The sequence below is a fragment of the Phreatobacter sp. genome (assembly GCF_022843985.1).
Lineage (GTDB): Bacteria > Pseudomonadota > Alphaproteobacteria > Rhizobiales > Phreatobacteraceae > Phreatobacter.
The window spans coordinates 1-23,221 of record NZ_JALHMP010000041.1 but is presented as its reverse complement, the minus strand read 5'-3'; the positions used below and the strand labels follow the sequence as shown (position 1 = coordinate 23,221).

Here is a 23,221-nt window from a genome sequence, read left to right as displayed (position 1 = left end):
CGGCCTGCTGGCCGGAGCGCGCCGATAGGGTCCCGCAATGGCGACGAACACCACTCAAGGGACCGAGGTCCCCTCCAAAGGCGGTTTCCCGGCCTTCCGCGTGGAAACCTACGGATCGCAGCTGCTCTGGCTGGCGATTGCCTTTGGCCTGCTCTACTACCTGATGTCGCGCTTCATCGCGCCGCGCATCGGCGGCATCCTGGAGGAGCGGGCGAGCCGTATCTCCGGCGATCTCGCCGCCGCTCAGGCGATGAAGGCCGAGGCCGACGCGGCGACCCTGTCCTACGAGAAGGCCCTGGCGGAAGCCCGCGCCAGCTCGCAGGCCATTGCCGCCGAGACCCGGGCGAAGATCACCGCCGAGGCCGATGCCGAGCGCAAGGCCCTGGAGGCCAAGCTTGCCGCAGATCTCGCCGCGGCGGAGGCCCAGATCAGCAGCGCCCGCGCCGTTGCCATGGGCAATGTCCGCGCCATCGCCGTCGAGACCGCCGAGGCCATCGTCGAGCGGCTGGCGGGGACCGGGGCTGATGCAGCCCGCCTCGAAGCGGCGGTCGACGCCGCCCTGAAGCGCTGAGGAGGTCCGGATGTCGGAATATTTGCCGAACTGGATCGGCCTGATCATCTTCTTCGCCATTTGCTGGAAGATGGGGGCCCATACCAAGATCCTGAACGCTCTCGATGCGCGCTCCAACCGCATCGCCGCCGAGCTCGCCGAGGCCAAGCGCCTGCGCGAGGAGGCCGAATCCATCGTCGCCGACTACCGCCGGCGCCAGCAGAGCGCCGAGCAGGAGGCCCGTGACATCGTCGCGGCCGCCAAGGCCGATGCCGAGCGGCTTGCCGCCGAGGGCAAGGCCAAGATCGAGGAGTTCGTCGCCCGCCGTACGGCGATGGCGGAAACCAAGATCGCCCAGGCCGAGGCCCAGGCCATTGCCGATGTGCGCGCCGCCGCCGCCGATGTGGCGACCAGCGCCGCCGGCGCGGTCCTCGCCGACATGGCCCGCGGCGCGGCCGGCGCCAAGCTGATGACCGCCGGTATCGCCGAGATCAAGGCGAAGCTGAACTGAGTTCCCCCATCTGCCACCGACTTTCGCGAACCGCCGGGCCCCGCCCGGCGGTTTTCGTTTGCGGGGTGTCGGGACCCGGTCGCGGGAGATGGCCCCACCCGCACACGAAAAAGCCGCCGGGCGGACCCGGCGGCTTGCTGGAGCCGAAACGCGCGCGGGATCAGGCTCGCAGCAGCGGGTCGATGATCTTCTCGAACTCGGCCATCGGCTGGGCGCCGAGCATGCGCCGGCCGTTGATGAAGAAGGTCGGGGTCGATTCCACCCCGAAGGCGGAAGCCGCGCGCTCGCGCGTGGCGTTGAGCGCGTCGAGGATCGCCTGGTTGTTGAGGCAGGACTCGAACTGCGTCTGGGTGATGCCGGCCTGGCGGGTGATGGCGGTCACCGCCTCCAGCGGATTGCCGCCGAAGGCCCAGCTCCGCTGCTGCTGGAAGAACACCTCGACGAGGGCGAAGTAGCGGGTGGGATCGACGCCCTCGCCAGCCTTGCCGTCGGCATTGAGCGCGCAGCGCGTCAGCATGTAGACGGCGGCGTCGAGCTGGTTGAGGGCGAACTCGCGGAAGACCAGCCGCACCTTGCCGGTCTCGATGTATTTCTTCTTCAGCTCGGGCAGGGTGTTGACGTGGAACGTGGCGCAATGCCCGCATGTCAGCGAGGCATATTCGACGATGGTCACCGGCGCATCGGTCCGGCCAAGCCAGACATCGCCGAGCGGTCCGGGCTGCATCAGCTGGGCGACGTCGACCGTCTCGCTCTGCGGACGGCGCTGCGCCAGGGCCACGGGCGCGAAACCGGCAACGAGGCCAAGGGCGGCCGAGCCTTCGATGAAATGTCTGCGCGACAGCATGGCTGTGTCCTCAACGATCCCTGCGGGAGCAAGTCCAAGGCCATAGCTCTGGCACCGCCGCGTGGCAACATCAGGGCCGCCAGCGGGACGGGTCGGTGCGGTCACACTTCTGCGAGACGGTTCAGGTGCGAGCGATGATCTCGCGCTCGTGATGGACCGGCTGGCCGGCGAGGCCAGAGCAGGCCTTGCGCCGCATCAGGGAGGCGGGACGGCGGTCCTTGAGGGTCGAGCGGCGGCGGCGGCGGGGTCCGGGCCGGCCGAGCCTGACGGCGCCGAGACGCGGGAAGGCCTCGCGCATGGCCCCGTTGTGATCCTCGATCAGCAGCGGCAGGCAAAGGGCCTGGCCCCAGAGCTGCCAGTCGGCGACGACGTCGTCGGCATTCGCCATGGAGACCAGCGGCACGCTGAGCGCGGGATCGGCATGGACGAGGACCACATCGACCGTGTCGCCCGCCCGGGAGGCATCCTCGCCCACCCGGACCGCGACGCCGCGATAGGCCGAGACCGGCAGTTGCAGCTTCATCCGCGCGCCGCTGGAGATGCGGCGGATGACCACCCGGTCGGCATGAAGGTCGATGGACCGCTGGCCGCTGTCGGCGCCCCGGTCGGGGGCGGCATAGCGGGTCGGCAACTGGGCGGGATCGAGGCGCAAGGCGGCCCCGATCCCGGCGGCGAGGACGCCGGGTTCTGTTTGACGCAACACAGCATGCTCCCTTGGGGTCTTCGGCCGGCTCGAACCGGCTCTCGCCCCGTCGTTGGGAGAACTCTGGCAGCATTTCTTGTCCGACCGCTTAAGCTGGACGGTTAAGCGGACCTCAATCCGATGGCGAAAAGTGCTGACCTTGGCGCATGCTTGAGAAAGCCTTGGGCGATGTGCTTTCCCAATGCTTGGCCCGCGTGGTTGCGCGCACCTTGAGGAACAGGATGAACGAAGCCTGACGGCCCTGGCCGGACGGCGATCGCTGCCTTGAAACCCGCGCCCGCGATGCCTAAACGAGGGAGACGAGCCCGCGCGTTCCCGGAGGGCTCCTGCTCCCAAGGCTCCTCATGTCCGATCTCCTCGATACCGGCCACTTGCTCGCCCAGGGCCGCCGCCTGGTTGCCGCCGCGCTCAAGGCCGGTGCCGATGCCGCCGACGTCATGGCTGTGCGCGGCGTCTCCGTCGGCGTGCAGCTGCGCGAGGGCAAGGTGGAGAGTTCGGAACGCTCCGAGGGCGACGATATCGGCCTGCGCGTCTTTGTCGGCCGGCGCAGCGCCTCGGTCTCCTCCAACGACCCGCGCGAGGATGTCGCGGCGCTGGCCGAGCGGGCGGTGGCCATCGCCCGGGTGGCGCCGGAGGATCCCTATGCCCGCCTTGCCGATCCCGCCGCCCTTGCCACGGCCTGGCCCGATCTCGACCTGATCGACCCGGTGATGACGGCGGTGGCCGATCTTGAGAACTTCGCCCGCCGCGCCGAGGCGGCCGCACTGGCGGTCACCGGCGTCTCCAGGTCGGGCGGCGCCAGCGCCGGCGCCGGCATCGGCGGCTTCGCCCTCGTCACCTCCACCGGATTCGAGGGCGCCACGCTCGGCTCTTCCACCTCCTTCTCGGTCACCGCCATCGCCGGTGAGGGCACCGGTATGGAGCGCGACTACGACTACAGCGCCGTGCGCCACCGCGCCGACCTCGACGCCCCGGAGACCATCGGCCGCAATGCCGGCGAAAGGGCCGTGCGCCGCCTGAACCCCCGCAAGGTCGACACCCGCAAGGTGCCGGTGATCTTCGACCCGCGCAGCGCCGCGAGCTTCCCCTCCTATCTCGCCTCCGCCGCCAACGGCCAGTCCGTGGCGCGCAAGACCTCCTTCCTGCGCGACAAGCTGGGTCAGCGGCTGTTCCGGGCCGGCGTCCGCATCATCGACGACCCGCTGCGCCAGCGCGGCCTGCGCTCGCGGCCCTTCGACGGCGAAGGGGTGGCCACCCGGCCGCTGACCCTGGTGGAGGATGGCATTCTCACGAGCTGGCTGCTCGACAGCGCCACGGCGGCCGAGCTTGGCCTCGCCACCACCGGCCATGCCAGCCGCGGCACCGGCGGGGCCCCCTCGCCCGGGCCGACCAACCTCCATCTGGCCGCCGGCACGGTCAGCCCGGCCGCCATGATCGGCGCCGTCAAGGACGGGCTCTATGTCACCGACATGATCGGCAGCGGCGTCAACATGGTGACCGGCGACTATTCCCGCGGCTGTTCGGGCTACTGGATCGAGAACGGCGAGCTCGCCTATCCGGTCGCCGAGATCACCATCGCCGGCAACCTCGTCGACATGTTCGCCAACCTCACGCCGGCCGACGACCTCGTCCTGCGCCACGGCACCGACGCCCCCACCGTCCTGGTCGAGGGCCTCACCGTTGCCGGACGCTGACGATCTCGTCCTGCGCGACCTCCTGGCGGCGCTGGCCGAGGAGGCCGGCGCCATGGCGCTCGATTATGCGCGCCGCGGCATGCGCACCTGGACCAAGGCTGGCGCCTCGCCGGTAACCGAGGCCGATATCGCCGTCGACCGCTTCCTCAAGCGCCGGCTCGGCGAGGCGCGCCCTGGTTTCGGCTGGCTGTCGGAGGAGACTGTGGACGATCCCAGCCGTCTCGGCCGGCGCGAGGTCTTCATCATCGATCCCATCGACGGCACCCGCGCCTTCGCCGCCGGACTGCCGGACTGGACCATCTCGCTGGCCGTGGTGCGCGACGGCCGCCCGGTGGCCGCGGCGCTGGCCGAGCCGGTGGCCGGGCGCACCTTCGTCGCCGCCCGCGGCCATGGCGCGAGCGTCTCTGGCCGACCTCTCGTGGCACTGAGCCGCGCCGGCATCGACGGCGCCGTGGTCGCGGGCCCCAAGCCCATGACGATCAGGGCCGAAAAGGCCGGCGCCACGGCCCTGCCGAAGATTCATTCCCTCGCCCTGCGCTTCGCCAAGGTCGCGGCCGGTGAGATCGACGCCGGCTTCGCCGGTGGCCAGAGCCATGACTGGGACCTTGCGGCGGCCGATCTTTTGGTGCACGAAGCGGGGGCATCACTGACCGGCCTCGACGGAACCGTGCCCTGCTACAACAGGCCCGTTCCCACGCATTTTCCGCTCGTTTGTGCCGGTTCCCCGCTGCATGAGCTTCTCCGGCAGGTTGCCGGAGACGATCGCCGCCGCGGCCGGACGACCTGAGGGGAAGACCATCATCATGACTGCGACGGGCGAGCCCAAACAACTCCCGCACCTGGTGTTCGGCGGCGAGCTGACCCGGCTGGACGGAACCGAGTTCCGCGACCTTTCCAAGCTCGACATCGTCGGCGTCTATCCGAACTATGCCTCCGCTCACGCCGCCTGGAAGGGCAAGGCCCAGCAGACCGTGGACAATGCGCATATGCGCTATTTCATCGTTCATCTGCACCGCCTGCTCGATCCGGACGCGGCCTGACCGGCGGTCTCGGTTCCGGTGTCCTTCCTCAAGCGTCTGGCGCGTTCCGAAAGGGTGCGCGCCGCCGCGGGCGCGCTGCTCGCCGGCTACCTGCGCCTGGTCTGGCGCACCGGCCGGTTCCAGCTCGACCCGCCGAACATCTATGACTATGCCGACGAGAACCTGCCGGTCATCTTCGCCATGTGGCACGGCCAGCACTTCCTGTCGCCCTTCGTGAAGCGGCCGGAATACCGCGCCGCCGTGCTGATCTCGCGCTCCGCCGACGGCGAGATGAACGCCATCGCCGCCGAGAAGCTCGGCGTGCGCACCATTCGCGGATCCGGCGACCACCGGGGCGAGTTCGCCCGCAAGGGCGGCGTCAGTGCCTATTTCAAGATGCTGGAGGCGCTGGCCGACGGCGAGACCATGGCACTGACTGCCGATGTCCCGAAGATCGCCAAGCGGGCCGGCCTCGGCATCATCATGCTGGCCAAGCAGAGCGGTCGTCCCATCCTGCCGATCGCCGTCGCCACCGCGCGCCGCATCGACCTGAAATCCTGGGACAAGGCCAGCGTCAACCTGCCCTTCTCGCGCGGCGCGGCGGTCGCCGGCGCGCCGATCTGGGTGCCGGCCCAGGCCGATGCCGCCACCCTCGAGATCTACCGGAAACAGGTCGAGGCGGCGCTCAACGCGGCGACCGAACGCGCCTATGCCATCGCCGAGGGCCGGGCGAAGCCGGAGCTCTGGTCACCGGAGATCGTCGCCGGCCTCGTGGCGTCGCGCGAGCTTGCCGCGGCGTCCCGCCGTCCCGCCGCGCCCGTATCCGGGCCGCCCGATGCGTGACCGCCCGTTCCGCACACCCCTGACGCTGCGCGCCTATGTCGGGGCGACCGCGCTGATGGCCCCGGTCGCGACGCTGCTCGCCCGCCGGCGGCTGAAGCGCGGCAAGGAGGACCCCGAGCGGGTTCAGGAGCGCCGCGGCTTCGCCACGGTCGAACGGCCGGCCGGCCGGCTGATCTGGCTGCACGGCGCCAGCGTCGGCGAGTTCCTCTCCATCGTTCCCCTGGCCACGCGGCTGCAGGCGCGCGGCCTGACCGTGCTCGTCACCACCGTGACCCTGACCGCCGCGTCTCTGGCCGCCCGCCGCCTGCCGCCCGGCGCGATCCACCAGTTCATGCCCTGGGACGTGCCGTCCTTCATCGAGCGCTTCCTCGACCATTGGCGGCCGGATCTCGCCATCTTCGCCGAATCCGAGCTCTGGCCGAACCTGATCCTGCGCACCACGGCCCGTGGAACGCCGCTGATCCAGGTGAACGGCCGCATGTCCGAACGCTCCTTCAACAGCTGGCGACGCGTCCCGCGTTCCATCAAGGCGCTGTTCTCCCGCTTCGAGCTCTGCCTGATGCAGACCGTCGACGACGCCCGCCGGGTCGAGGCGCTGGGGGCCCCGCGCGTGTCGACGACGGGGAATCTCAAGTTCGACGTGCCCGCGCCCGACGCCGAGCCCGCCGCCGCCATGGCGCTCGCTGAGGCGATCGGCCGGCGCCCGATCTTTCTCGCCGCTTCCACCCACGAGGGCGAGGACGAGATCATCCTCGCGGCGCACCGGATGATGGCGCCGCGCCTGAGCAATCTCCTCACCATCGTCGCCCCGCGCCACCCCGAGCGCGGCGATGCCATCATGGCGCTGGCGGAAGCGGCGGGCCTGCAGGCTTGCCAGCGCTCGCGCCGCGAACTGCCGAAAGTGCGCCATGCGGTCTATGTCGCCGACACGCTCGGCGAGATGGGCCTGTTCTACCGGGCCACGCCCGTCGCCTTTCTCGGCGGTTCGCTGATCCGCCATGGCGGCCAGAACCCGATCGAGCCCGGCAAGCTCGGCGCTGCCATCCTGCATGGACCGCATGTGTCCAATTTCGCCGCGGTCTATGCGGCGCTTGCGGAGAACCGGGCGGCCCGGCAGGTGGAGAATGCCCAGGACCTCGCTGCCGCGGCGCTGCTGCTGCTCACCGACCCGAACGAGCGGCTGCGCCAGCGCGAGGCGGCCGGCGAGACCGTCACGGCGCTCGGCGGCGCGCTGGACCGCACCCTCGCCGCCATCGAACCCTACTTCCTCAGCCTCGCCGTGCGGGGCAACTGATGGCGGGCCGCACATGAAGGCGCCCGCCTTCTGGTCTGACCCCGATGCGGCCGCCGGCCGCCTCCTGGCCCCGCTCGGCACCCTCGTCGGCGCCGTCACCCTCGCCCGGATGGACCGGCCGGGCACCCGCACCGCCGTTCCCGTGGTCTGCATCGGCAATCCCACCGTCGGCGGTGCCGGCAAGACGCCCGCGGCGCAATGGATCGCCGGGCTGCTCGCCGCCCGCGGCTTGCGCCCCACCATTCTCAGCCGTGGCTATGGCGGCCGCCTCGCCGGCCCGGTCCTTGTCGATCTCGCCATCCACGGCGCTGCCGATGTCGGCGACGAGCCTTTGCTCCATGCCCGGTGCCGTCCGACCGTGGTGGCGCGCGACCGGCCGGCCGGCGCCGCGATCGCCGTTGCCGAAGGCGCAGATGTCATCGTCATGGACGACGGTTTCCAGAATCCGGCCCTCGCCAAGGACGTCTCCATCCTAGTCGTGGACGGCGCCGCCGGTCTCGGCAATGGCCGGGTTCTCCCGGCAGGCCCGCTGCGCGCGCCTTTCGCACCGCAGCTCGCCCGTGCCGACGCGCTGCTGATTGTGGGCGCGGGTGCGGCGGGGGAGGCGGTCGCCGCCGGCGTGCGGGCGGCGGGCCGCCCGGTTCTGCACGGACGGCTGGTCGTCGCGGCCGAGACGGCGGCCTGGCTCGCCGGGCGCGACGTCCTCGCCTTCTGCGGGATCGGCCGGCCGGCCAAGTTTGCCGAGACGCTCGGCGCCGCCGGCGCGCGCAATGCCGTGCTGCGGCCCTTCGCCGATCACCATGTCTACAGCGAGGATGATGCGGAGCGGCTGCTGGCGGAGGCGGTGCGCACCGGTCTGCCGCTGGTGACCACCGCGAAGGACGCTGTGAAACTGTCGGGTTCGCCGGCGCTCGAGCGGCTTGCCGCCGCGACGCGGGTGGTCGGCGTGCGTTTGGTGGTGGAGGAGGCGGAGGCCGTCGACGCCCTTCTCGACCGGCTCAGCGCGCCGCGAAGGCCTTGAACCGCTCGGGATGCAGCCGCTGCAGCACGGCCGGCGGGCCGGAATAGGCCTCCTGCCGGGCGACGCTCCAGTATTTCAGGTCGTCCAGGGCGATCGGCTGCCCCGTGACCGCGCAGCGCACGAAGGTCCCCGGCCGGACGATGCGAAAATCCGCGTCGAGATAGCGCAGCTCGGCTTCGCCGTCGGTCGGGCGGCCGGAGGTCAGACGGTTGAGCATCGTGATCCGCTCCCGCCGGTCAGTTTCGCGGACCCGCCGGGTCCTGGCCCGACGAACGGCGGGCATTGGGCGCCTGCGGATCGTCGGGGCGGCGGCCGAGCGGGCCGTAAGGTGCGTCGGGCGAGGCGGTGCGGTAGCCCGGCGGCGGCTCGACCAGGCGGCGCCGCGGCGGCTCGCCGGGGAAGGGCACGACCTGGTTGTCGCGCGACGATCCGCCGAACAGCGAGCCGACCTGCGACCAGATCGGCGCGACGCGCATCTCGTCCACCGTGGCGGGGCCGGAAATCTGCGCCTGCGAACGGTCACGGGTCGCGTCGACCACGCCGCCGCCGAACCAGCCGCCCTGGCGGGCGCGCAACTCGGCATTGGTCATGGTGCGGCCGAACTCGTCCCGCTGGATCGGCGTGTTGGCGGCGAGGCCGGCGGCGCGGGCGCGGGCGACGTCCGGATCGTTCGGCCAGTTGGGATTGCGGGCGGCAGCCGATTCCTGCGGCGGCGGCAGGGCATTGCCACGCGGCAGGACCAGCGGAGCGCGCTCGCGATAGTCGATGGGGGGGCGCGCGGTCTCGACGAGGCCGAGGCCGCTCAGCAGGCCGCCGATCACATTGGCCTCGAAGCTCGGTCCATCGCCCTGCTGGGCGAAGGCGGCGGATCCGGCGACGGTGAGGGCCGTGGCGAGGAGCGCAGTGCGGATGCGCGTCATGTCGGTCATCCCTAGAAAGAGCCCGGCCCGATGGAAAGACCCGGCCTTGAATGGACCCGGCGCGCGGGGCGCCGATATGCAGCCGGTCCTATCCGTCAAGATCATGCCGATTTCGAGGCATCCGGCCGGCCGCCGAAGAGGGACTCATACAGAAGGAGCCCAACGCCCGCAACGATGCCGACATCGGCGAGGTTGAACACGTACCACTGGAACTGCCAGGTCGCGGTGGTGATGTGGAAGGCGAAGAAATCGGCGACGGCCCCGTAGAGCACCCGGTCGAGGCCGTTGCCGACGGCCCCGCCGGCGATCAGGCCGAGGGCGAGGGCGGTCAGCGTGCTCTCCGCCCGCCACAGCCACCAGCCGATGAGGGCGACCGCGGCGACCTTGAACAGCACCAGGGCCCATTGGCCGAACAGGCTGTCCTGCTGGAACAGGCCGAAGGAGACGCCGTAGTTCCAGGCCATCACCAGATCGAGGACCGGGGCGACGGTGATCACCTGTCCCGTGGTGATGCCCACGATCTGGAGCATGAAGACCTTGAAGGCCTGGTCGACGGCGAAGGTGGCGGCGAGCGCGATCAGGCCGGGGCGAAGATGCGGCGAAGGGGTCAAGGGCGGATCATCCCGTGGCAGTCTCCCGCGGAGGTGGCCCGTCCGGCGGGGCGGGTCAAGCACTTATCCTCGACAAGCCTGCGGCGAGCCGCCATACGGATTTCATCGCAGGTCCCCCATCGTGCAGCCATGACCCACAAGCTCTACTTCGTCCGCCACGGCGAGACCGACTGGAACGCCGAAGGCCGGCTTCAGGGCCAGCGTGACATCCCCCTCAACGCGGTCGGCCGGGTCCAGGCCGAGGAGGTCGGCGCCATTCTCGCCCGGCTGGAGCCGGGTTACGCCGATCTCGCCTATTGGGCGAGCCCGCTGTCGCGCACGCGCGAGACCATGGAGCGCATGCGCGCCCGCCTCGGGCTGCACCCGCCGGCCTACGGCCTGGACGACCGGCTGATGGAGCTCTCCTTCGGCGCCTGGGAAGGCCTGACCTGGCCGGAGGTGGAGGCCCATTCCCCCGCCGTCGCCGCCTCCCGCCTCGCCGACAAGTGGCATACCAAGCCGCCGCAGGGCGAGAATTACGAGGATGTCGCGACGCGGCTGCGCGGCTTCGTCGCGACGCTGGACCGTCCCAGCGTCATCGTCTCGCATGGCGGTGTCGGCCGCACCCTGATGGCGCTGCGCGGCACCATGGACAGGGTCAGGGCGTCGGAGGTCTTCGTCCGCCAGGGGGTCGTCTATGTCTTCGAGGACGACCGTTTCACCGTCGAGGCGCCCTGAAGGCTCAATGGCCGCCGAGAATGCCCCAGAGGCTGCGCGCCGTCGGCAGGCGCGGCTGGCCGTTCGGCCGGTCCCAGGGGCACTGGTACTGGCTGGCCGCGACCGTATCATCCATGCGCGCCGGGAAACATTTCGGCCGGGTGCCCGGCGCCAGCGTGCCGCGGCTCTGATGCACCAGCAGCACGCGATCGCGGGTCTCGTCCTCCAGTCCCGTGCCGCGCGCCCAGAGGGCGGGTGCGGTGGCGATGAGGGCGGTAAAGGCCAGAACGGCGATGCGGGTCATGGCGGCTCCTGCGCAGGGGTCGGCGCGGCCGGACCGCGCGCTGTCGAGGCTCTCCATAGCAGACCGGCTCCGTGGCGTCATTGCGGCCGTGCCGTTGGCCGTCAGTCGGAGCCGCCGACTGCCCGGCCGAAGCGGGCGACGACGGCCCGCAGGGTCTCGTCCTCGAAGCCGGCGACGGCGGCCTTCAGCCGCGCCTCGTCGGCCGGGCGGCGTGGCGCCGCGCGCGGCTTGGGCTTCGACGTGAGCGGGATCTGGGTGAGCCGGACGGCGGCGACGCAGCGCCAGCCCATGAAGGCGTTGACCCGCTCGATGATCACCGGCGTCATGTGCTGGATCTCCAGGGCGAAGGGCGCCTCGACGCGCACATGCAGCGTGCCCGGCTCCGGCTCGCCGCGGCCCTCCGGGCGGCGCGGCCAGGCGATCTTCACCGGGGCCGAGCGGCGCGCCAGGTCCTCGCCGACAATCTCGTCCCAGCGCGTCACCACCTCGGTCGAGGCGAAGCCCGCCTGTTGCAGGGCCTGGCCGATGGGCCCTGCGGCGATGTCGGCGAGGGGCCGCGGGCCTTTCGGGCGATAGGGAGGTTTCATCGGCGGCTGTGGGTTGTCGGCGGATGACGTTGCGGTGGCGGCGGCGGTGGGCGAGGGTCCGCCCATGGCGCGCAAGACACTAGCACGGACGGGGCGGGGACAGGAGGGCGCGGTGCCGGCGCAGGCGCTGCTCGCCTGGTACGACCGCCATCGCCGCCGCCTGCCCTGGCGGGCTTTGCCCGGCGAGCCGGTCGACCCCTATCGGGTCTGGCTCTCCGAGATCATGCTGCAGCAGACCACGGTGAAGGCGGTGGTGCCCTATTTCGCCGCCTTTCTCGCCCGCTGGCCGCGGGTCGAAGACCTTGCGGCGAGTCCGGTCGAGGAGGTGATGAAAGCCTGGGCCGGGCTTGGCTATTATTCCCGCGCCCGCAACCTCCACGCCTGCGCCATGGCCGTCGCCGATGGCCATGGCGGCCGTTTTCCCGCCGATCTCGCCGCCCTCCGGGCGCTGCCGGGGATCGGCGACTATACCGCGGCGGCCATAGGCGCCATCGCCTTCTCCCTGCCCGCGCCCGTGGTCGACGGCAATGTCGAGCGCGTGGTGACGCGGCTCGAGGCGGTGGATGAACCGCTGCCGGGGGCCAAGCCGCTGATCCGGGCGCTGGTCGCGGACATGCTGGACCCGGCGCGGCCCGGCGATTTCGCCCAGGCCTGCATGGACCTCGGCGCCACCATCTGCACGCCGCGCAAGCCCGCCTGTGGGCTCTGCCCGCTGCAGCCCTCCTGCGCCGCTGCCGCCACGGGCGACCAGGAGACCTATCCGAGAAAGGCGCCGAAGCGGACGGGGGCGCTGCGCCGCGGCGCCGCCTTCGTCGTGGTGCGCGCCGATGGCGCCCTGCTCGTCGGCACGCGGCCGCCCAAGGGCCTGCTCGGCGGCATGACCGAGGTGCCGGGCACGCCCTGGTCGGCGGATTTCGATGCCGCGGCAGCGCTCACCGCCGCGCCCCTGCCGCTGCCCTTCCGCCGCCTGCCCGGCGTGGTGAGCCATGTCTTCACCCATTTTCCGCTCGAACTCGTGGTTTTTCGCGCCGAGGCGCCGGCCCCCATGCCGGCCCCCACGGGGTGGCGCTGGATCACGGCCGACGCCATTGCCGGAGAGGCCTTTCCCTCGGTCATGCGCAAGGTCATCGCCCATGGCATGCCCGGAATCTGACGGCCGTGGCGATCGGGCTTGACCTCGGGTCGCCGGACGGCATGCTGGCGACGATCACAGTGGCGGAATGCGAGAGGCGTCCGCCCTCCAATGACGGAATCGATAGGCATGACCGATGGCCGCCCGCCGGGGATGACCTGGCACTATGATCGCGCCGAGATGGTCGCCGACGGTGTCATCCATGCGCTCGGCGCCGTCTTCGCGCTCTTCGCCGCCGGCGCGCTGGTGGGCGTCGCCCTCTACCGCGCCGAGCTCGCCACGCTCTCCGCCCTCATCGTCTATGCCGCCAGCCTCGTCGCCGTCATCGGCTGCTCGGCCGCCTACAATATGTGGCCGGTGTCGCGCACCAAATGGCTGCTTCGCCGCTTCGACCACGCGGCGATCTTCATGCTCATCGCCGGCACCTATACGCCCTTCATGGTCCATGTCGCGACGCCCACCGCCCATGCCATGCTGGCGGGGGTCTGGATCGCCGGCTTCGCCGGAGCGGCGTTGAAGCTCTTCGCGCCGGGCCGCTACGACCGGGTGACAGTCTTCCTCTATCTCGCCATCGCCTGGAGTGGCGTCGTCGTCGCCCACCAGGTTTTCGCCGTGCTGCCGACGGTCGCCATCGTGCTGCTGGTGGCGGGCGGCCTCATCTATTCGGCCGGTGTCGTCTTCCACCTCTGGCATTCCCTGCGCTTCCAGAACGCCATCTGGCACGGCTTCGTCCTGGTCGCCGCCGGCTGCCAATATGCCGCCGTTCTGAACGGTGTGCTGCTCGGCGTCTGAACCGGTGCCGCCATGACCCTGTCCGGTTTCCTTCTGTTCTGCGGCGTCTATGCCATGGCGACCTTCTCGCCGGGCCCGGCGGCGGCGGCCATCGTGGCGCGCACCCTGGCGGTCGGGGCGCGGCGCACCGCGCCCTTCATCCTCGGCATCGTCGCCGGCGATCTCGTCTGGTTCGCCCTCGTCGCCCTCGGCCTTGCGGCGCTGGCGCAGAACGCCCAGCCGTTCTTCCTCGCCATCAAATATGCCGGCGTCGCCTATCTCCTCTGGCTCGCCTGGAAGCTGTGGACCGCGCCGGCCGCGCCGCCGCAGGAATCGCCTGCCGCGCGCGGCGAGGGCTGGAAGCTCTTCCTCGGCGGCCTGGCGCTCACCCTCGGCAATGCCAAGGTGATGGTCTTCTTCGTGTCGATCCTGCCGCTGGTGGTCGATCTCGGCGGGCTGACTCCGCTTCTGGCGATCGAACTCGCGGTGGCCATGGCGGTCATCCTTTCGGCTGCCATGGGAACCTATGCCCTCGCCGCCGCCCGCGCCCGCCGTTTCATCGCCAGCCCGCACGCCATGCGCCTGGTCAACCGCGGCACCGGAGCGGTGATGGCGGGGGCGGCGGTGGCGGTGGCGGCCAGGGGGTAGGGTCTCCAACGCGTCATGCCCGGGCTTGGCCCGGGCATCCACGAATTCCCCGTCTGCGCCGTGTTCAAGTCGTGGATGGCCGGGCCAAGCCCGGCCATGACGGCGAGGGCGGCTTGCGCCCCCTCACACGTCGAAGAACACCGTCTCGCCCTCGCCCTGGAGGCGGATGTCGAGGGTGAAGGTGTCGCCGTCCCGCTTCGCGATCAGGGTTCCGCGGCGCGCTTCCGGCACCAGTGCCAGGATCGGGTCCTCGGCGTTTGAGGCCTCGTCATCGAAATAGACCCGGGTGAAGAGCTGCTTCAGCATGCCCCGCCCGAAGACGGCGACGAGAATATGCGGCGCCTGCTCGCCTCCGCCGGGGCCAGGCACGCGACCGGGCTTGATCGTGGTGAAGCGGTAGGTGCCGTCCGCCGTCGTGTCGGACCGGCCGAAACCCGTGAAACTGTTGCTCGCCCGCGGCCGCCCGTCGTCCGGATGGGCGTAGCGCCCGTCCGAATCGGCCTGCCAGATCTCCAGCATGGCGTCGGGGACCGGATCGCCGGCGCCGTCGATGACGCGGCCGGTGAGCACGATGGGCTCGCCGGGTGTGCCGGGCGCCGCCACCTGCCCGTCGACCGAAACCGGCACATGCCCATAGGCTGTCCCCGGCGTCAGTCCGTAATGGAAGAAGGGTCCGACTGTCTGCGACGGCGAGAGGCCGTCCGGGCGCGTGTCGGCGGGCTCAGTGCTCATGCGGTTCCTCCGTCGGCGTCGCCTCGCGGCCGCGCAGCACGATGTCGAACTGATAGCCCAGCGCCCATTCCGGCTGGGTCACGGCGAGGTCGAATCGGGCGATCAGGCGGTTGCGCGCCCTCTCGTCCGGGATGCCGTTGAAGATCGGGTCGAAAGGGAAGAGCGGGTCGCCGGGAAAATACATCTGCGTGACCAGCCGCGACACGAAGCTCGGCCCGAAGACGGAGAAGTGGATATGGGCCGGGCGCCAGGCATTGTGGTGGTTGCGCCAGGGATAGGCGCCGGGGCGCACCGTGGTGAAGCGGTAGCGGCCGTCTTCACCGGTGAGATAGCGCCCGGCACCGGTGAAGTTCGGATCGAGCGGAGCGGGGTGCTGGTCGCGGACATGGACATAGCGGCCGGCGGCATTGGCCTGCCAGAGCTCGACCAGGGCGTTGGGCACCGGGCGGCCGTCCTCGTCCAGCACCCGACCGGTGACGATGATGCGCTCGCCGAGCGGTTCGCCGCCATGCTGGGTGGTGAGGTCGGCGTCGCTGTCACGGACCTTGCCCTGGCCATAGACGGGCCCTGTCAGCTCGGTCAGCGTATGCGGCACGAGGACCAGCGGCTCACGCGGCGCGCGCAGCACGGTGCTCGTATAGGCGGGATGCAGGCTCGGCGGATGGGCCGCCGTGGAGCTGCGGGGCAGGACCAGGGCCATGGTCGGGTTCCTCTCGGGTGGGGCGGGCCTGCCGGGCGCAGGTCTTCGTCGTGGTCTTGGCCGCCGGGGGCGCGGCGGTCGCGGCCCGGCACCGGCCGGGCCAGCCGGGGATCACGGGATGCGCTCGACGGCCAGGGCCACGCCCTGGCCGACGCCAACGCACATGGTGGCGAGGCCGTAGCGGCCGCCGGTCTTCTCCAGCTGGTGGACGGCGGTGGCGGCGATGCGCGCCCCCGACATGCCGAGCGGATGGCCCAGCGCGATGGCGCCGCCATTGGGGTTCACATGGTCCGCGTCCTCGGGCACGCCGATGCCGCGCAGCACGGCGATGCCCTGGCTGGCAAAGGCCTCGTTGAGCTCGATGACGTCGAAATCCGATACTTTGAGGCCGAGCCGTTCCATCAGCTTCTTCACCGCCGGGATGGGCCCGATGCCCATGATCCGCGGCGGCACGCCGGCCGAGGCGAGGCCGAGGATGCGGGCGCGCGGGGTGAGGCCGTGTTTCTCCACCGCCGCGGCCGAGGCGATGATCATGGCGCAGGCGCCGTCATTGACGCCGGAGGCATTGCCGGCGGTGACCGTGCCGGGCTGGCGCACGAAGGCCTTCAGCTTGGCCAGCGTCTCGGCCGTGGTGTCAGGGCGGGGATGCTCGTCCCTGTCGACCACGATCGGCCCGGCCCTGCCGCCGGGCACCTCCACGGGCACGATCTCGGCGGCGAAATAGCCGGAGGCGATGGCACGGGCCGCCTTCTGCTGCGAGGCCAGCGCGAAGGCGTCCTGCGCCTCGCGCGACACCTGGAACTCCTCGGCGACGTTCTCGCCGGTCTCCGGCATGGAATCGACGCCGTACTGCGCCTTCATCAGCGGGTTGATGAAGCGCCAGCCGATGGTCGTGTCGAAAATGTCGGCGGAGCGCGAGAAGGCCTCAGCCGCCTTGCCCATGACGAAGGGGGCGCGGGTCATGCTCTCGACGCCGCCGGCAATGGCGAGGTCGATCTCGCCAGCCTTCACGGCCCTGGCTGCGGCTCCCACCGCATCGAGACCCGAGGCGCAGAGGCGATTGACGGTCATGGCCGGGACGCTGTCGGGCAGGCCCGCGAGCAGCGCCGCCATGCGGCCGACATTGCGGTTGTCCTCGCCGGCCTGGTTGGCGCAGCCGAAGACGATCTCGTCGATGGCTTCGGCGATCTGCGGATGGCGGGCGAGCAGTGCCTTGAGCGGCACGGCCGCGAGATCATCGGCGCGCACCTTGGCCAGCGCCCCGCCATAGCGGCCGATCGGCGTGCGCACCGCGTCGCAGATGAAAACATCGGCCATGGTTTTAATTCCTCGTTCCGGCGATCTGTTCGAATGTCGTGCCTTCAGCGCGGCACTGCAGCCCGTGGGCCGCAGTGTGCGTGAAGGGCCCACCCTGACCCTCCCCGCGCTGCGCGCGGAGAGGGGGACTTTGACCGACCGCCCTCTCAAAAAACCCTCGTGCCTGGCGCGACGGTCACGACGAAGCGCTCTCGTCGTGGTCCCCCTCTCCGCGCGCAGCGCGGGGAGGGTGCGGGTGGGGCCTTTTTTTGCCCCTGCCTTCAAGCCGACGGGTTTTGCTCGCGGGCACAGGTCTCCTCGTGGTTCAGGCCGCGTGGGCGGCCTTGGTGCGGGCATGGAGGTCGCGCAGCACGGACAGTTCGGTCGCGTCCGGCGCCGGGGTTTCCCGCACCGCCGCCGCGAATTTCACCGGCCAGCCGCAATTCTCCTGGATCTGGTCGCGCGTCACGCCGGGATGGAGCGCGGTCACCGTCAGTTCGCTGGTTTCCGGGTCCGGCTCGAAGACGCAGAGGTCGGTGATGAGCTGCGTCGGGCCGCGGGTCTTCACCCCCAGCGCCTCGCGTGAGCCCTTGCCCGTGCCGTGGCCGAGCGAGGTGATGAAGGGCAGCTTGTCCATGAAGGCGCGCTGGCCCATGGCCATGATGATGAAGATCTGGCCGCAATGGATGGCGATCTCGGGCGCGCCGCCGCCGCCGGGCAGGCGCACCTTCGGCTGGTCATAGGGGCCGACCACGGTGGTGTTGAGATTGGCGAAACGGTCGATCTGGGCGCCGCCGAGGAAGCCGGTGGTGATCCGCCCGCCCTGCAGCCAGTAGCGGAACATCTCCGGCACCGAGACCGTGGTCAGCGCCGTGTCGCAGAGCTCGCCGTCGCCGATGGACAGCGGCAGTACCGAAGGCCGCGTCGACAGCGTGCCGCTCTCGTAGATCAGCGTGATCTTCGGCGCGTGGGTGAGGCGGGCGAGGTTGCAGGCGGCGGAGGGGGCGCCGATGCCGACGAAGCAGACGTCCTCGTTGGTCAGAAGCCGCGCCGCGGCGATGGTCATGATCTCGGTGGGCGTGTAGGCGCTCATGGGTCCTGCTCCCTCACCCGGCCGCGACGGCGAAGCGGCGGGCCTGCGCCGCGAAGGAATCGGGCCCGGAAGCCAGCACGTTCTCCTCCATCCACTTCAGGAACACCGCCTTGTCGCGGGCGATCTTGTCCCAGGCGATATAGAAGGCGTTGTCGCGCTTGTAATAGCCCTGGGCATAGGAGGGATGGGCACCGCCCGGCACCTTTGCGATGGCGGTCACCGTCCAGGCCGGCAGGATCACCGCATTGGTGCTGCGCGGCCCGAAATCCGCGACGATCTCCTCGACCGTGACGACCGACCGCCGGGATGCGAGCACCGCCTCCTTCTGTACGCCGACGATGCCCTCGAGCAGGACATTGCCCTCACGGTCGGCCTTCAGCGCATGGATGATGGCCACATCCGGCCGCACCGCCGGCACCGTGGCCAGCACCTCGCCTGTATAGGGGCAGGTGACCGAGCGGATGTTGGGATTGACCTTCGGCAGGTCGACGCCCTTGTAGCCGCGGAAGACGGCGAAGGGCAGGTTGGCCGCGCCCGCCTCGAAGGCATTGGCCATGGCAGCGTGGGAATGTTCCTCGATGGCCAGGCGCCCGGCCTCGATCTCCTCGCGCACCCGGTGCAGCGAACCGACGCCGGGATTGCCGGCCCAGGAGAAGACCAGCTTCTTCGCCTGCCCCATGCCGACGATCTGGTCGTAGATGATGTCGGGCGTCATGCGGATCAGCGTCAGGTCCTTCTGGCCCTGCCGAATGACCTCGTGCCCGGCGGCATAGGGGATGAGATGGGTGAAGCCTTCCATGGCGACGCTGTCGCCGTCCCTCAGATTCGCGGCAATGGCATCGCGCAGGGACATGAACTCGGCCATGGCCTCGTCGTCTCCACCTTGGTGTTTCCTCGGATCGCAGTCCTCGCGCCGCGCCGCGATCCTGTCAAGTGCGATATTCGGACGATAGTGCGATTAGCGCACGAATGGATCTCATCCATGGCCCGATGCCGCAAGCCCGTTGCACGGATCCCGGGGGGATCGGATGAAAAAATTCGCATGGACGCCATGCTGGCGAAATAATGCGCATGTCCGGAATGCACGGCTTTGCTGCGGAAAATGGCGCTCCGGTAGCGGAAATCGGCAACTGGTGGGTTGAAGGCGGCGGCGCCGCGCATTGGCGCAGGGCAGCGTCCTAGGAAAAGCCCCTATGGCACGCCCCTTGCCACGCGCTAGGCTGCCTCGTCCGGGACCCGGAAAAACCTCCGGGCCGTCTGTCGGACGGGCATGTGCCGTCCCAGCCGCCTTCAATGCGGGACCGGATTTCCAGGGGAGTATCACCACGATGGACCGCAGAACCTTCATCAAGACCGGCGCCGGCGCCGGCATCATCGCCGCGTCCGGCGGCCTGTCGGCACCGGCCCTGTCGCAAGGAGCGGCGGCCAAAACCTTGCGGTTCGTGCCGCAGGCGAACCTCGCCAATTTCGATCCGATCTGGGGAACCCAATATGTCGTCCGCAATGCGGCCGCGCTGGTCTGGGACACGCTCTACGGGGTCGACAGCACGTTGACGCCGCAGCGCCAGATGGTCGAATCCGAGGAAGTCTCGGCTGACGGCCGGACCTGGACCTTCAAGCTGCGCCCCGGCCTCAAGTTCCATGACGGCTCGCCCGTCCTCGCCAAGGACTGCGTTCAGAGCCTTATCCGCTGGTCGTTCCGCGACCCGATGGGCCTGATGATCAAGGCGATCCAGGAGGAGATCGTCGCCATCGACGACCGCAGCTTCCGCTGGAAGCTGACCAAGCCCTATCCGAAGATGCTGCTGGCTCTCGGCAAGAACAATGCGCCTTGCACCTTCATCATGCCGGAGCGCATCGCCAGGACCGATCCGTTCCAGCAGATCAGCGAATATATCGGCTCCGGCCCGATGAAATTCGTGCGCAACGAATGGGTCCCCGGCGCCCGCGCCGTCTTCGAGAAATTCGCCGATTATGTGCCGCGCTCCGAGCCCGCCTCCTGGCTGGCGGGGGGCAAGCGCATGCTGGTCGACCGCATCGAATGGGTCATCATGCCCGACCCGGCCACCGCCTCCGCCGCGCTGCAGAACGGCGAGATCGATTGGTGGGAGAACCCGATCGCCGACCTCGTGCCGGTGCTGCGGCGCAACCGCAACATCCGCGTCGACATCGGCGATCCCCTCGGCAATATCGGCGCCTTCCGCCTGAACCACCTGCATCCGCCCTTCAACGACGTGCGCGCCCGCCGCGCCATCCTGATGGCCCTCGACCAGGAGGAGTTCATGCGGGCCATCGTCGGTTCCGACGACAGCCTGTGGAAGCCGCTGCCCGGCTTCTTTACCCCCGGCACGCCGCTCTACACCGAAGAGGGCGGCGAGATCCTCAAGGGCCGCCGCGACATCGAGGGGGCCAAGCGCCTTCTCGCCGAGAGCGGCTACAAGGGCGAGCCGGTGACGATGGTCGTCGCCCAGGACCAGCCGGTAACCAAGGCGCAGGGCGATGTCGCCAACGAACTGCTGAAGCGCATCGGCATGAATGTCGACTTCGTCGCCACCGACTGGGGAACCACCGGCCAGCGCCGCGCCCTGAAGACGCCGCCCGCCCAGGGCGGCTGGAACATCTTCTTCTCCTGGCACGCCGGGGCCGACTGCACCAACCCGGCCGGCTACACCGCCATCCGGGCCAATGGCGACCGGGCCTGGTTCGGCTGGCCGGACGTTCCCGCGGTCGAGACCGAGGTGACGGCCTGGTTCGAGGCGAAGAACCTCGCCGAGGAGAAGGCGGCGATTGCCCGTCTCAACAAGGCCGCACTGGACAATGTTGTCTTCGTGCCGCCGGGGTTCTTCCTCACCTACACCGCCTGGCGTTCCAACGTCACCGGCATCACCAAGGGGCCGCTTCCCTTCTTCTGGGACGTCGCCAAGGCCTGACGCATTCCCCTGACCGGGGGGCGGTCTCCGCCCCCCGGCCGATCATGAAAAGAACCCCTGATGCTCGTCTACGTTGTCCGCCGCATCCTCGCGACGATCCCGGTCATGGCGGTGGTGGCGCTGTTCGTGTTCTCGCTGCTCTATATCGCGCCCGGTGACCCCGCGGCGGTGATCGCCGGCGACCAGGCGACGCCCGAGGATGTGGAGAAGATCCGCCGCTCGCTCGGTCTCGACCGGCCCTTCCTCATCCGCTTCGGCGAATGGGTCTGGCAGATCGTCCGTTTCGACCTCGGCACCTCCATCTTCACCGGTCTGCCGGTGACGCAGCTCATCGCCCAGCGCATCGAGCCGACCCTGTCCCTGATGGTGGTGACCCTGATCATCGCCGTCACCATCGCCGTGCCGATGGGCGTGCTGGCGGCCTGGAAGGCGGGCACGCTGATCGACCGCACCATCATGGCCTTCGCCGTCTTCGGCTTTTCCGTGCCGGTCTTCGTCGTCGGCTATATCCTCGCCTATATCTTCGCCCTCGAGCTCGACTGGCTGCCGGTCCAGGGCTACACGCCCATCGCCCGGGGGATCTGGCCCTGGTTCCAGAACCTCATCCTGCCGGCCATCGCGCTCGGCATGGTCTATATCGCGCTGATCGCCCGCATCACCCGCGCCACCATGCTGGAGGTGCTGCAGCAGGACTATATCCGCACGGCCCGCGCCAAGGGCCTGTCGCAGCGCGCCGTCCTGTTCCTGCACGCCCTGAAGAACGCCGCCGTGCCGATCATCACCGTCATCGGCATCGGCGTGGCGCTCTTGATCGGCGGAGCCGTCGTCACCGAGAGCGTCTTCGCCATTCCCGGCCTTGGCCGCCTGACCGTCGATGCCATCCTGCGGCGCGACTATCCGGTCATCCAGGGCCTCGTCCTGCTGTTCTCCTTCGTCTATGTCCTAGTCAACCTCGCCGTTGACCTCGTCTACACGATCGTCGATCCGAGGATCCGCTATTGACCGCGCAGAGCCCCCAGACTCCCGCAACCCTCGCCGACGATCCTGTCGGCGTGACCGACGGCGGCAAGCGCCGGATCGGCGTGATCCGCCTCGTCCGCCGCTATCCGACCATCGCCATCGGCGGCTCGCTGGTCGTTGCCGTCATCCTCATGGCCATCTTCGCGCCCTTCCTCGGCACCACCGATCCGACCGCCATCTCGACCCGCATGCGCACCCGCGAGCCCTCGGCGCAGTTCTGGTTCGGCACCGACATGCTCGGCCGCGACATCTATTCGCGCGTCCTCTACGGCGCCCGCGTCTCCCTTGTCGTCGGCTTCTCCGTGGCCATCCTCGCCTCCGTCATTGGCCTCGCCATCGGCCTCATCGCCGGCTTCGTGCGCGCCGCCGACGCCATCATCATGCGCGTCATGGACGGCATCATGTCGATCCCCTCCATCCTGCTCGCCGTGGCGCTGATGGCGCTGACCCGCGGCTCGGTCGGCAATGTCATCCTCGCCATCACCATCGCCGAGATCCCGCGCGTCTCGCGCCTGGTGCGCGGCGTCGTGCTCTCCCTGCGCGAACAGCCCTATGTCGACGCGGCGGTGGCCGCCGGCACCCGTACGCCGATGATCATCATCAAGCACATCCTGCCCAACACCCTCGCCCCGATCATCGTCCAGGCCACCTATATCTGCGCCGCCGCCATGATCACCGAGGCGATCCTCTCCTTCATCGGCGCGGGAACCCCGCCCATCATCCCGTCCTGGGGCAATATCATGGCCGAGGGCCGCGCCCTCTGGCAGGTCAAGTTCTACATCGTCCTCATCCCGGCGATTTTCCTCTCCATCACCGTTCTCGCCGTCAATCTCCTCGGCGACGGCCTGCGCGATGCCCTCGACCCCCGCCTCGCCAAGCAGTTCTGAGGCCGCCGCCGCCCCGTTCCGGGCGGTCCGGCTGCCTCCGGGACGGGCCTTGCGCGCGGCGATCTGCGGCACCGCCGCACATCGGACTGGCAAACCAAAAAAAATGCCTTATTTGAGTAGCCGAAAGCGCTTACACTGACAGTCCGTTCGCGGCATCGAATCCGGTGCGGCGGGTTGGCCCCTCTCAACGGCGATCATGAACAACGTGTTCGACATCTACACGATCATCTTTCTCGCCCTTGCGGTGTTCATCTTCTTCCGCCTGCGCAGCGTGCTCGGGACGAAGACGGGGAACGAGCGTGACCCGTTCCAGCCGCGCGACAACAACCTGCCGCCCGCCGGGCGCCCGCCCGCCGCTCCCGGCGGCGAGGTGATCCCGCTGCCGGCCCGCAACGGCGCCGGCCCCGCCGCGCCG

General features: G+C 70.0%; 27 protein-coding genes and 1 pseudogene. 16 read left to right on the top strand and 12 right to left on the bottom strand.

Annotated features, from left to right (window positions below; genetic code table 11):
* The first annotated feature begins 37 nt into the window (after positions 1–37).
* Entirely contained in the window at positions 38–571 is a 534-nt protein-coding gene (locus Q0C57_RS19910; RefSeq protein ID WP_296579323.1) for a F0F1 ATP synthase subunit B', read from the top strand.
* 10 nt (positions 572–581) lie between these two features.
* Positions 582–1,061 carry an ATP F0F1 synthase subunit B gene (locus tag Q0C57_RS19905; RefSeq protein WP_296579321.1) on the top strand — a complete coding sequence of 160 codons (480 nt, stop codon included), beginning with the start codon at positions 582–584 and terminating at the stop codon, positions 1,059–1,061.
* A 160-nt stretch (positions 1,062–1,221) separates the two neighbouring features.
* Here Q0C57_RS19905 and Q0C57_RS19900 read toward each other — a convergent pair whose 3' ends face one another.
* Positions 1,222–1,905, bottom strand: coding sequence for a DsbA family protein (locus Q0C57_RS19900; RefSeq protein WP_296579319.1), 684 nt, complete (start codon positions 1,903–1,905; stop codon positions 1,222–1,224).
* A gap of 121 nt (positions 1,906–2,026) precedes the next feature.
* Positions 2,027–2,608 carry a DUF6101 family protein gene (locus Q0C57_RS19895; protein ID WP_296579318.1) on the bottom strand — a complete coding sequence of 194 codons (582 nt, stop codon included), beginning with the start codon at positions 2,606–2,608 and terminating at the stop codon, positions 2,027–2,029.
* Positions 2,609–2,952: 344 nt separating this feature from the next.
* On the opposite strand from Q0C57_RS19895, the gene Q0C57_RS19890 reads away from it, so the two are divergent.
* The 6 genes from Q0C57_RS19890 to lpxK are packed head-to-tail and all read left to right on the top strand — an operon-like array spanning position 2,953 to position 8,479.
* Positions 2,953–4,302 carry a TldD/PmbA family protein gene (locus tag Q0C57_RS19890; RefSeq protein WP_296579315.1) on the top strand — a complete coding sequence of 450 codons (1,350 nt, stop codon included), beginning with the start codon at positions 2,953–2,955 and terminating at the stop codon, positions 4,300–4,302.
* Positions 4,289–5,089: a 3'(2'),5'-bisphosphate nucleotidase CysQ gene (locus tag Q0C57_RS19885; RefSeq protein ID WP_296579313.1), complete on the top strand. Its 801-nt coding sequence runs from the start codon at positions 4,289–4,291 to the stop codon at positions 5,087–5,089. Before Q0C57_RS19890 ends, Q0C57_RS19885 begins: the two co-directional genes overlap by 14 nt.
* Before the next feature lie 16 nt (positions 5,090–5,105).
* Positions 5,106–5,342 carry a DUF4170 domain-containing protein gene (locus tag Q0C57_RS19880; RefSeq protein WP_296579310.1) on the top strand — a complete coding sequence of 79 codons (237 nt, stop codon included), beginning with the start codon at positions 5,106–5,108 and terminating at the stop codon, positions 5,340–5,342.
* Positions 5,343–5,360: 18 nt separating this feature from the next.
* Complete coding sequence (locus tag Q0C57_RS19875) at positions 5,361–6,164, top strand: lysophospholipid acyltransferase family protein (RefSeq protein WP_296579308.1); 804 nt, start codon at positions 5,361–5,363, stop codon at positions 6,162–6,164.
* Positions 6,157–7,458 carry a 3-deoxy-D-manno-octulosonic acid transferase gene (locus Q0C57_RS19870; protein WP_296579303.1) on the top strand — a complete coding sequence of 434 codons (1,302 nt, stop codon included), beginning with the start codon at positions 6,157–6,159 and terminating at the stop codon, positions 7,456–7,458. Before Q0C57_RS19875 ends, Q0C57_RS19870 begins: the two co-directional genes overlap by 8 nt.
* Positions 7,459–7,471: 13 nt before the next feature.
* Entirely contained in the window at positions 7,472–8,479 is a 1,008-nt protein-coding gene (gene lpxK / locus Q0C57_RS19865) for a tetraacyldisaccharide 4'-kinase (RefSeq protein ID WP_296579301.1), read from the top strand.
* Here lpxK and Q0C57_RS19860 read toward each other — a convergent pair.
* From Q0C57_RS19860 to lspA, 3 genes are all read right to left on the bottom strand, one after another.
* Entirely contained in the window at positions 8,457–8,696 is a 240-nt protein-coding gene (locus Q0C57_RS19860) for a DUF2093 domain-containing protein (RefSeq protein ID WP_296579298.1), read from the bottom strand. The genes lpxK and Q0C57_RS19860 overlap by 23 nt on opposite strands.
* 19 nt (positions 8,697–8,715) lie before the next feature.
* Positions 8,716–9,399 (bottom strand): hypothetical protein, encoded by a 684-nt coding sequence (locus Q0C57_RS19855; protein ID WP_296579295.1) that lies wholly within the window; start codon positions 9,397–9,399, stop codon positions 8,716–8,718.
* 101 nt (positions 9,400–9,500) lie between these two features.
* A complete protein-coding gene (lspA, locus tag Q0C57_RS19850; protein ID WP_296579292.1) occupies positions 9,501–10,010 on the bottom strand; it encodes a signal peptidase II in 510 nt (169 codons plus the stop codon).
* A gap of 129 nt (positions 10,011–10,139) precedes the next feature.
* On the opposite strand from lspA, the gene Q0C57_RS19845 reads away from it, so the two are divergent.
* Complete coding sequence (locus tag Q0C57_RS19845) at positions 10,140–10,727, top strand: histidine phosphatase family protein (RefSeq protein WP_296579285.1); 588 nt, start codon at positions 10,140–10,142, stop codon at positions 10,725–10,727.
* A 4-nt stretch (positions 10,728–10,731) separates the two neighbouring features.
* On the opposite strand, the gene Q0C57_RS19840 is transcribed toward Q0C57_RS19845, so the two are convergent.
* On the bottom strand, positions 10,732–11,010 hold the full coding sequence (locus tag Q0C57_RS19840; protein WP_296579283.1) for a hypothetical protein: 279 nt from the start codon (positions 11,008–11,010) through the stop codon (positions 10,732–10,734).
* A 101-nt stretch (positions 11,011–11,111) separates the two neighbouring features.
* Positions 11,112–11,597 (bottom strand): DciA family protein, encoded by a 486-nt coding sequence (locus Q0C57_RS19835; RefSeq protein ID WP_296579282.1) that lies wholly within the window; start codon positions 11,595–11,597, stop codon positions 11,112–11,114.
* A gap of 64 nt (positions 11,598–11,661) precedes the next feature.
* Here Q0C57_RS19835 and mutY point away from each other — a divergent pair, with 64 nt between their 5' ends.
* From mutY to Q0C57_RS19820, 3 genes are all read left to right on the top strand, one after another.
* Positions 11,662–12,750, top strand: coding sequence for an A/G-specific adenine glycosylase (mutY, locus tag Q0C57_RS19830; RefSeq protein WP_296579281.1), 1,089 nt, complete (start codon positions 11,662–11,664; stop codon positions 12,748–12,750).
* Between the two features lie 108 nt (positions 12,751–12,858).
* Positions 12,859–13,521 (top strand): hemolysin III family protein, encoded by a 663-nt coding sequence (locus Q0C57_RS19825; protein ID WP_296579279.1) that lies wholly within the window; start codon positions 12,859–12,861, stop codon positions 13,519–13,521.
* Positions 13,522–13,533: 12 nt separating this feature from the next.
* Positions 13,534–14,148, top strand: coding sequence for a LysE family translocator (locus tag Q0C57_RS19820; protein WP_296579278.1), 615 nt, complete (start codon positions 13,534–13,536; stop codon positions 14,146–14,148).
* Positions 14,149–14,271: 123 nt separating this feature from the next.
* Here Q0C57_RS19820 and pcaG read toward each other — a convergent pair whose 3' ends face one another.
* From pcaG to Q0C57_RS19795, 5 genes are all read right to left on the bottom strand, one after another.
* Entirely contained in the window at positions 14,272–14,880 is a 609-nt protein-coding gene (gene pcaG, locus Q0C57_RS19815) for a protocatechuate 3,4-dioxygenase subunit alpha (protein ID WP_296579275.1), read from the bottom strand.
* Positions 14,870–15,580, bottom strand: coding sequence for a protocatechuate 3,4-dioxygenase subunit beta (gene pcaH / locus Q0C57_RS19810; protein WP_296579272.1), 711 nt, complete (start codon positions 15,578–15,580; stop codon positions 14,870–14,872). Before pcaH ends, pcaG begins: the two co-directional genes overlap by 11 nt.
* A 111-nt stretch (positions 15,581–15,691) precedes the next feature.
* Positions 15,692–16,897, bottom strand: coding sequence for a 3-oxoadipyl-CoA thiolase (gene pcaF / locus Q0C57_RS19805; RefSeq protein WP_296579271.1), 1,206 nt, complete (start codon positions 16,895–16,897; stop codon positions 15,692–15,694).
* 304 nt (positions 16,898–17,201) lie between these two features.
* Positions 17,202–17,969: a CoA-transferase subunit beta gene (locus Q0C57_RS19800; protein ID WP_296579269.1), complete on the bottom strand. Its 768-nt coding sequence runs from the start codon at positions 17,967–17,969 to the stop codon at positions 17,202–17,204.
* A gap of 13 nt (positions 17,970–17,982) precedes the next feature.
* Positions 17,983–18,834 (bottom strand): CoA transferase subunit A, encoded by an 852-nt coding sequence (locus tag Q0C57_RS19795; protein ID WP_296579267.1) that lies wholly within the window; start codon positions 18,832–18,834, stop codon positions 17,983–17,985.
* 463 nt (positions 18,835–19,297) lie between these two features.
* Here Q0C57_RS19795 and Q0C57_RS19790 point away from each other — a divergent pair, with 463 nt between their 5' ends.
* The 4 genes and pseudogenes from Q0C57_RS19790 to Q0C57_RS19775 form a co-directional block, all read left to right on the top strand.
* Complete coding sequence (locus Q0C57_RS19790) at positions 19,298–20,899, top strand: ABC transporter substrate-binding protein (protein ID WP_296579265.1); 1,602 nt, start codon at positions 19,298–19,300, stop codon at positions 20,897–20,899.
* A gap of 60 nt (positions 20,900–20,959) precedes the next feature.
* Positions 20,960–21,901: an ABC transporter permease gene (locus Q0C57_RS19785; RefSeq protein WP_296579263.1), complete on the top strand. Its 942-nt coding sequence runs from the start codon at positions 20,960–20,962 to the stop codon at positions 21,899–21,901.
* Positions 21,902–21,951: 50 nt separating this feature from the next.
* Positions 21,952–22,806 carry an ABC transporter permease gene (locus Q0C57_RS19780; protein ID WP_296579345.1) on the top strand — a complete coding sequence of 285 codons (855 nt, stop codon included), beginning with the start codon at positions 21,952–21,954 and terminating at the stop codon, positions 22,804–22,806.
* A gap of 196 nt (positions 22,807–23,002) precedes the next feature.
* Positions 23,003–23,221, top strand: a pseudogene (locus Q0C57_RS19775) (calcium-binding protein); the annotation flags it as partial.

Excerpts from the sequence above, each read along its gene's own strand:
- Q0C57_RS19910 (WP_296579323.1), top strand. The coding sequence starts at position 38 with ATGGCGACGAACACCACTCAAGGGACCGAGGTCCCCTCCAAAGGCGGT.
- Q0C57_RS19905 (WP_296579321.1), top strand. The coding sequence starts at position 582 with ATGTCGGAATATTTGCCGAACTGGATCGGCCTGATCATCTTCTTCGCC.
- Q0C57_RS19900 (WP_296579319.1), bottom strand. The coding sequence starts at position 1,905 with ATGCTGTCGCGCAGACATTTCATCGAAGGCTCGGCCGCCCTTGGCCTC.
- Q0C57_RS19890 (WP_296579315.1), top strand. The coding sequence starts at position 2,953 with ATGTCCGATCTCCTCGATACCGGCCACTTGCTCGCCCAGGGCCGCCGC.
- Q0C57_RS19880 (WP_296579310.1), top strand. The coding sequence starts at position 5,106 with ATGACTGCGACGGGCGAGCCCAAACAACTCCCGCACCTGGTGTTCGGC.
- Q0C57_RS19870 (WP_296579303.1), top strand. The coding sequence starts at position 6,157 with ATGCGTGACCGCCCGTTCCGCACACCCCTGACGCTGCGCGCCTATGTC.
- lpxK (WP_296579301.1), top strand. The coding sequence starts at position 7,472 with ATGAAGGCGCCCGCCTTCTGGTCTGACCCCGATGCGGCCGCCGGCCGC.
- Q0C57_RS19860 (WP_296579298.1), bottom strand. The coding sequence starts at position 8,696 with ATGCTCAACCGTCTGACCTCCGGCCGCCCGACCGACGGCGAAGCCGAG.
- Q0C57_RS19855 (WP_296579295.1), bottom strand. The coding sequence starts at position 9,399 with ATGACGCGCATCCGCACTGCGCTCCTCGCCACGGCCCTCACCGTCGCC.
- Q0C57_RS19845 (WP_296579285.1), top strand. The coding sequence starts at position 10,140 with ATGACCCACAAGCTCTACTTCGTCCGCCACGGCGAGACCGACTGGAAC.
- Q0C57_RS19840 (WP_296579283.1), bottom strand. The coding sequence starts at position 11,010 with ATGACCCGCATCGCCGTTCTGGCCTTTACCGCCCTCATCGCCACCGCA.
- Q0C57_RS19835 (WP_296579282.1), bottom strand. The coding sequence starts at position 11,597 with ATGAAACCTCCCTATCGCCCGAAAGGCCCGCGGCCCCTCGCCGACATC.
- mutY (WP_296579281.1), top strand. The coding sequence starts at position 11,662 with ATGGCGCGCAAGACACTAGCACGGACGGGGCGGGGACAGGAGGGCGCG.
- Q0C57_RS19825 (WP_296579279.1), top strand. The coding sequence starts at position 12,859 with ATGACCGATGGCCGCCCGCCGGGGATGACCTGGCACTATGATCGCGCC.
- Q0C57_RS19820 (WP_296579278.1), top strand. The coding sequence starts at position 13,534 with ATGACCCTGTCCGGTTTCCTTCTGTTCTGCGGCGTCTATGCCATGGCG.
- pcaG (WP_296579275.1), bottom strand. The coding sequence starts at position 14,880 with ATGAGCACTGAGCCCGCCGACACGCGCCCGGACGGCCTCTCGCCGTCG.
- pcaH (WP_296579272.1), bottom strand. The coding sequence starts at position 15,580 with ATGGCCCTGGTCCTGCCCCGCAGCTCCACGGCGGCCCATCCGCCGAGC.
- pcaF (WP_296579271.1), bottom strand. The coding sequence starts at position 16,897 with ATGGCCGATGTTTTCATCTGCGACGCGGTGCGCACGCCGATCGGCCGC.
- Q0C57_RS19800 (WP_296579269.1), bottom strand. The coding sequence starts at position 17,969 with ATGAGCGCCTACACGCCCACCGAGATCATGACCATCGCCGCGGCGCGG.
- Q0C57_RS19795 (WP_296579267.1), bottom strand. The coding sequence starts at position 18,834 with ATGGCCGAGTTCATGTCCCTGCGCGATGCCATTGCCGCGAATCTGAGG.
- Q0C57_RS19790 (WP_296579265.1), top strand. The coding sequence starts at position 19,298 with ATGGACCGCAGAACCTTCATCAAGACCGGCGCCGGCGCCGGCATCATC.
- Q0C57_RS19785 (WP_296579263.1), top strand. The coding sequence starts at position 20,960 with ATGCTCGTCTACGTTGTCCGCCGCATCCTCGCGACGATCCCGGTCATG.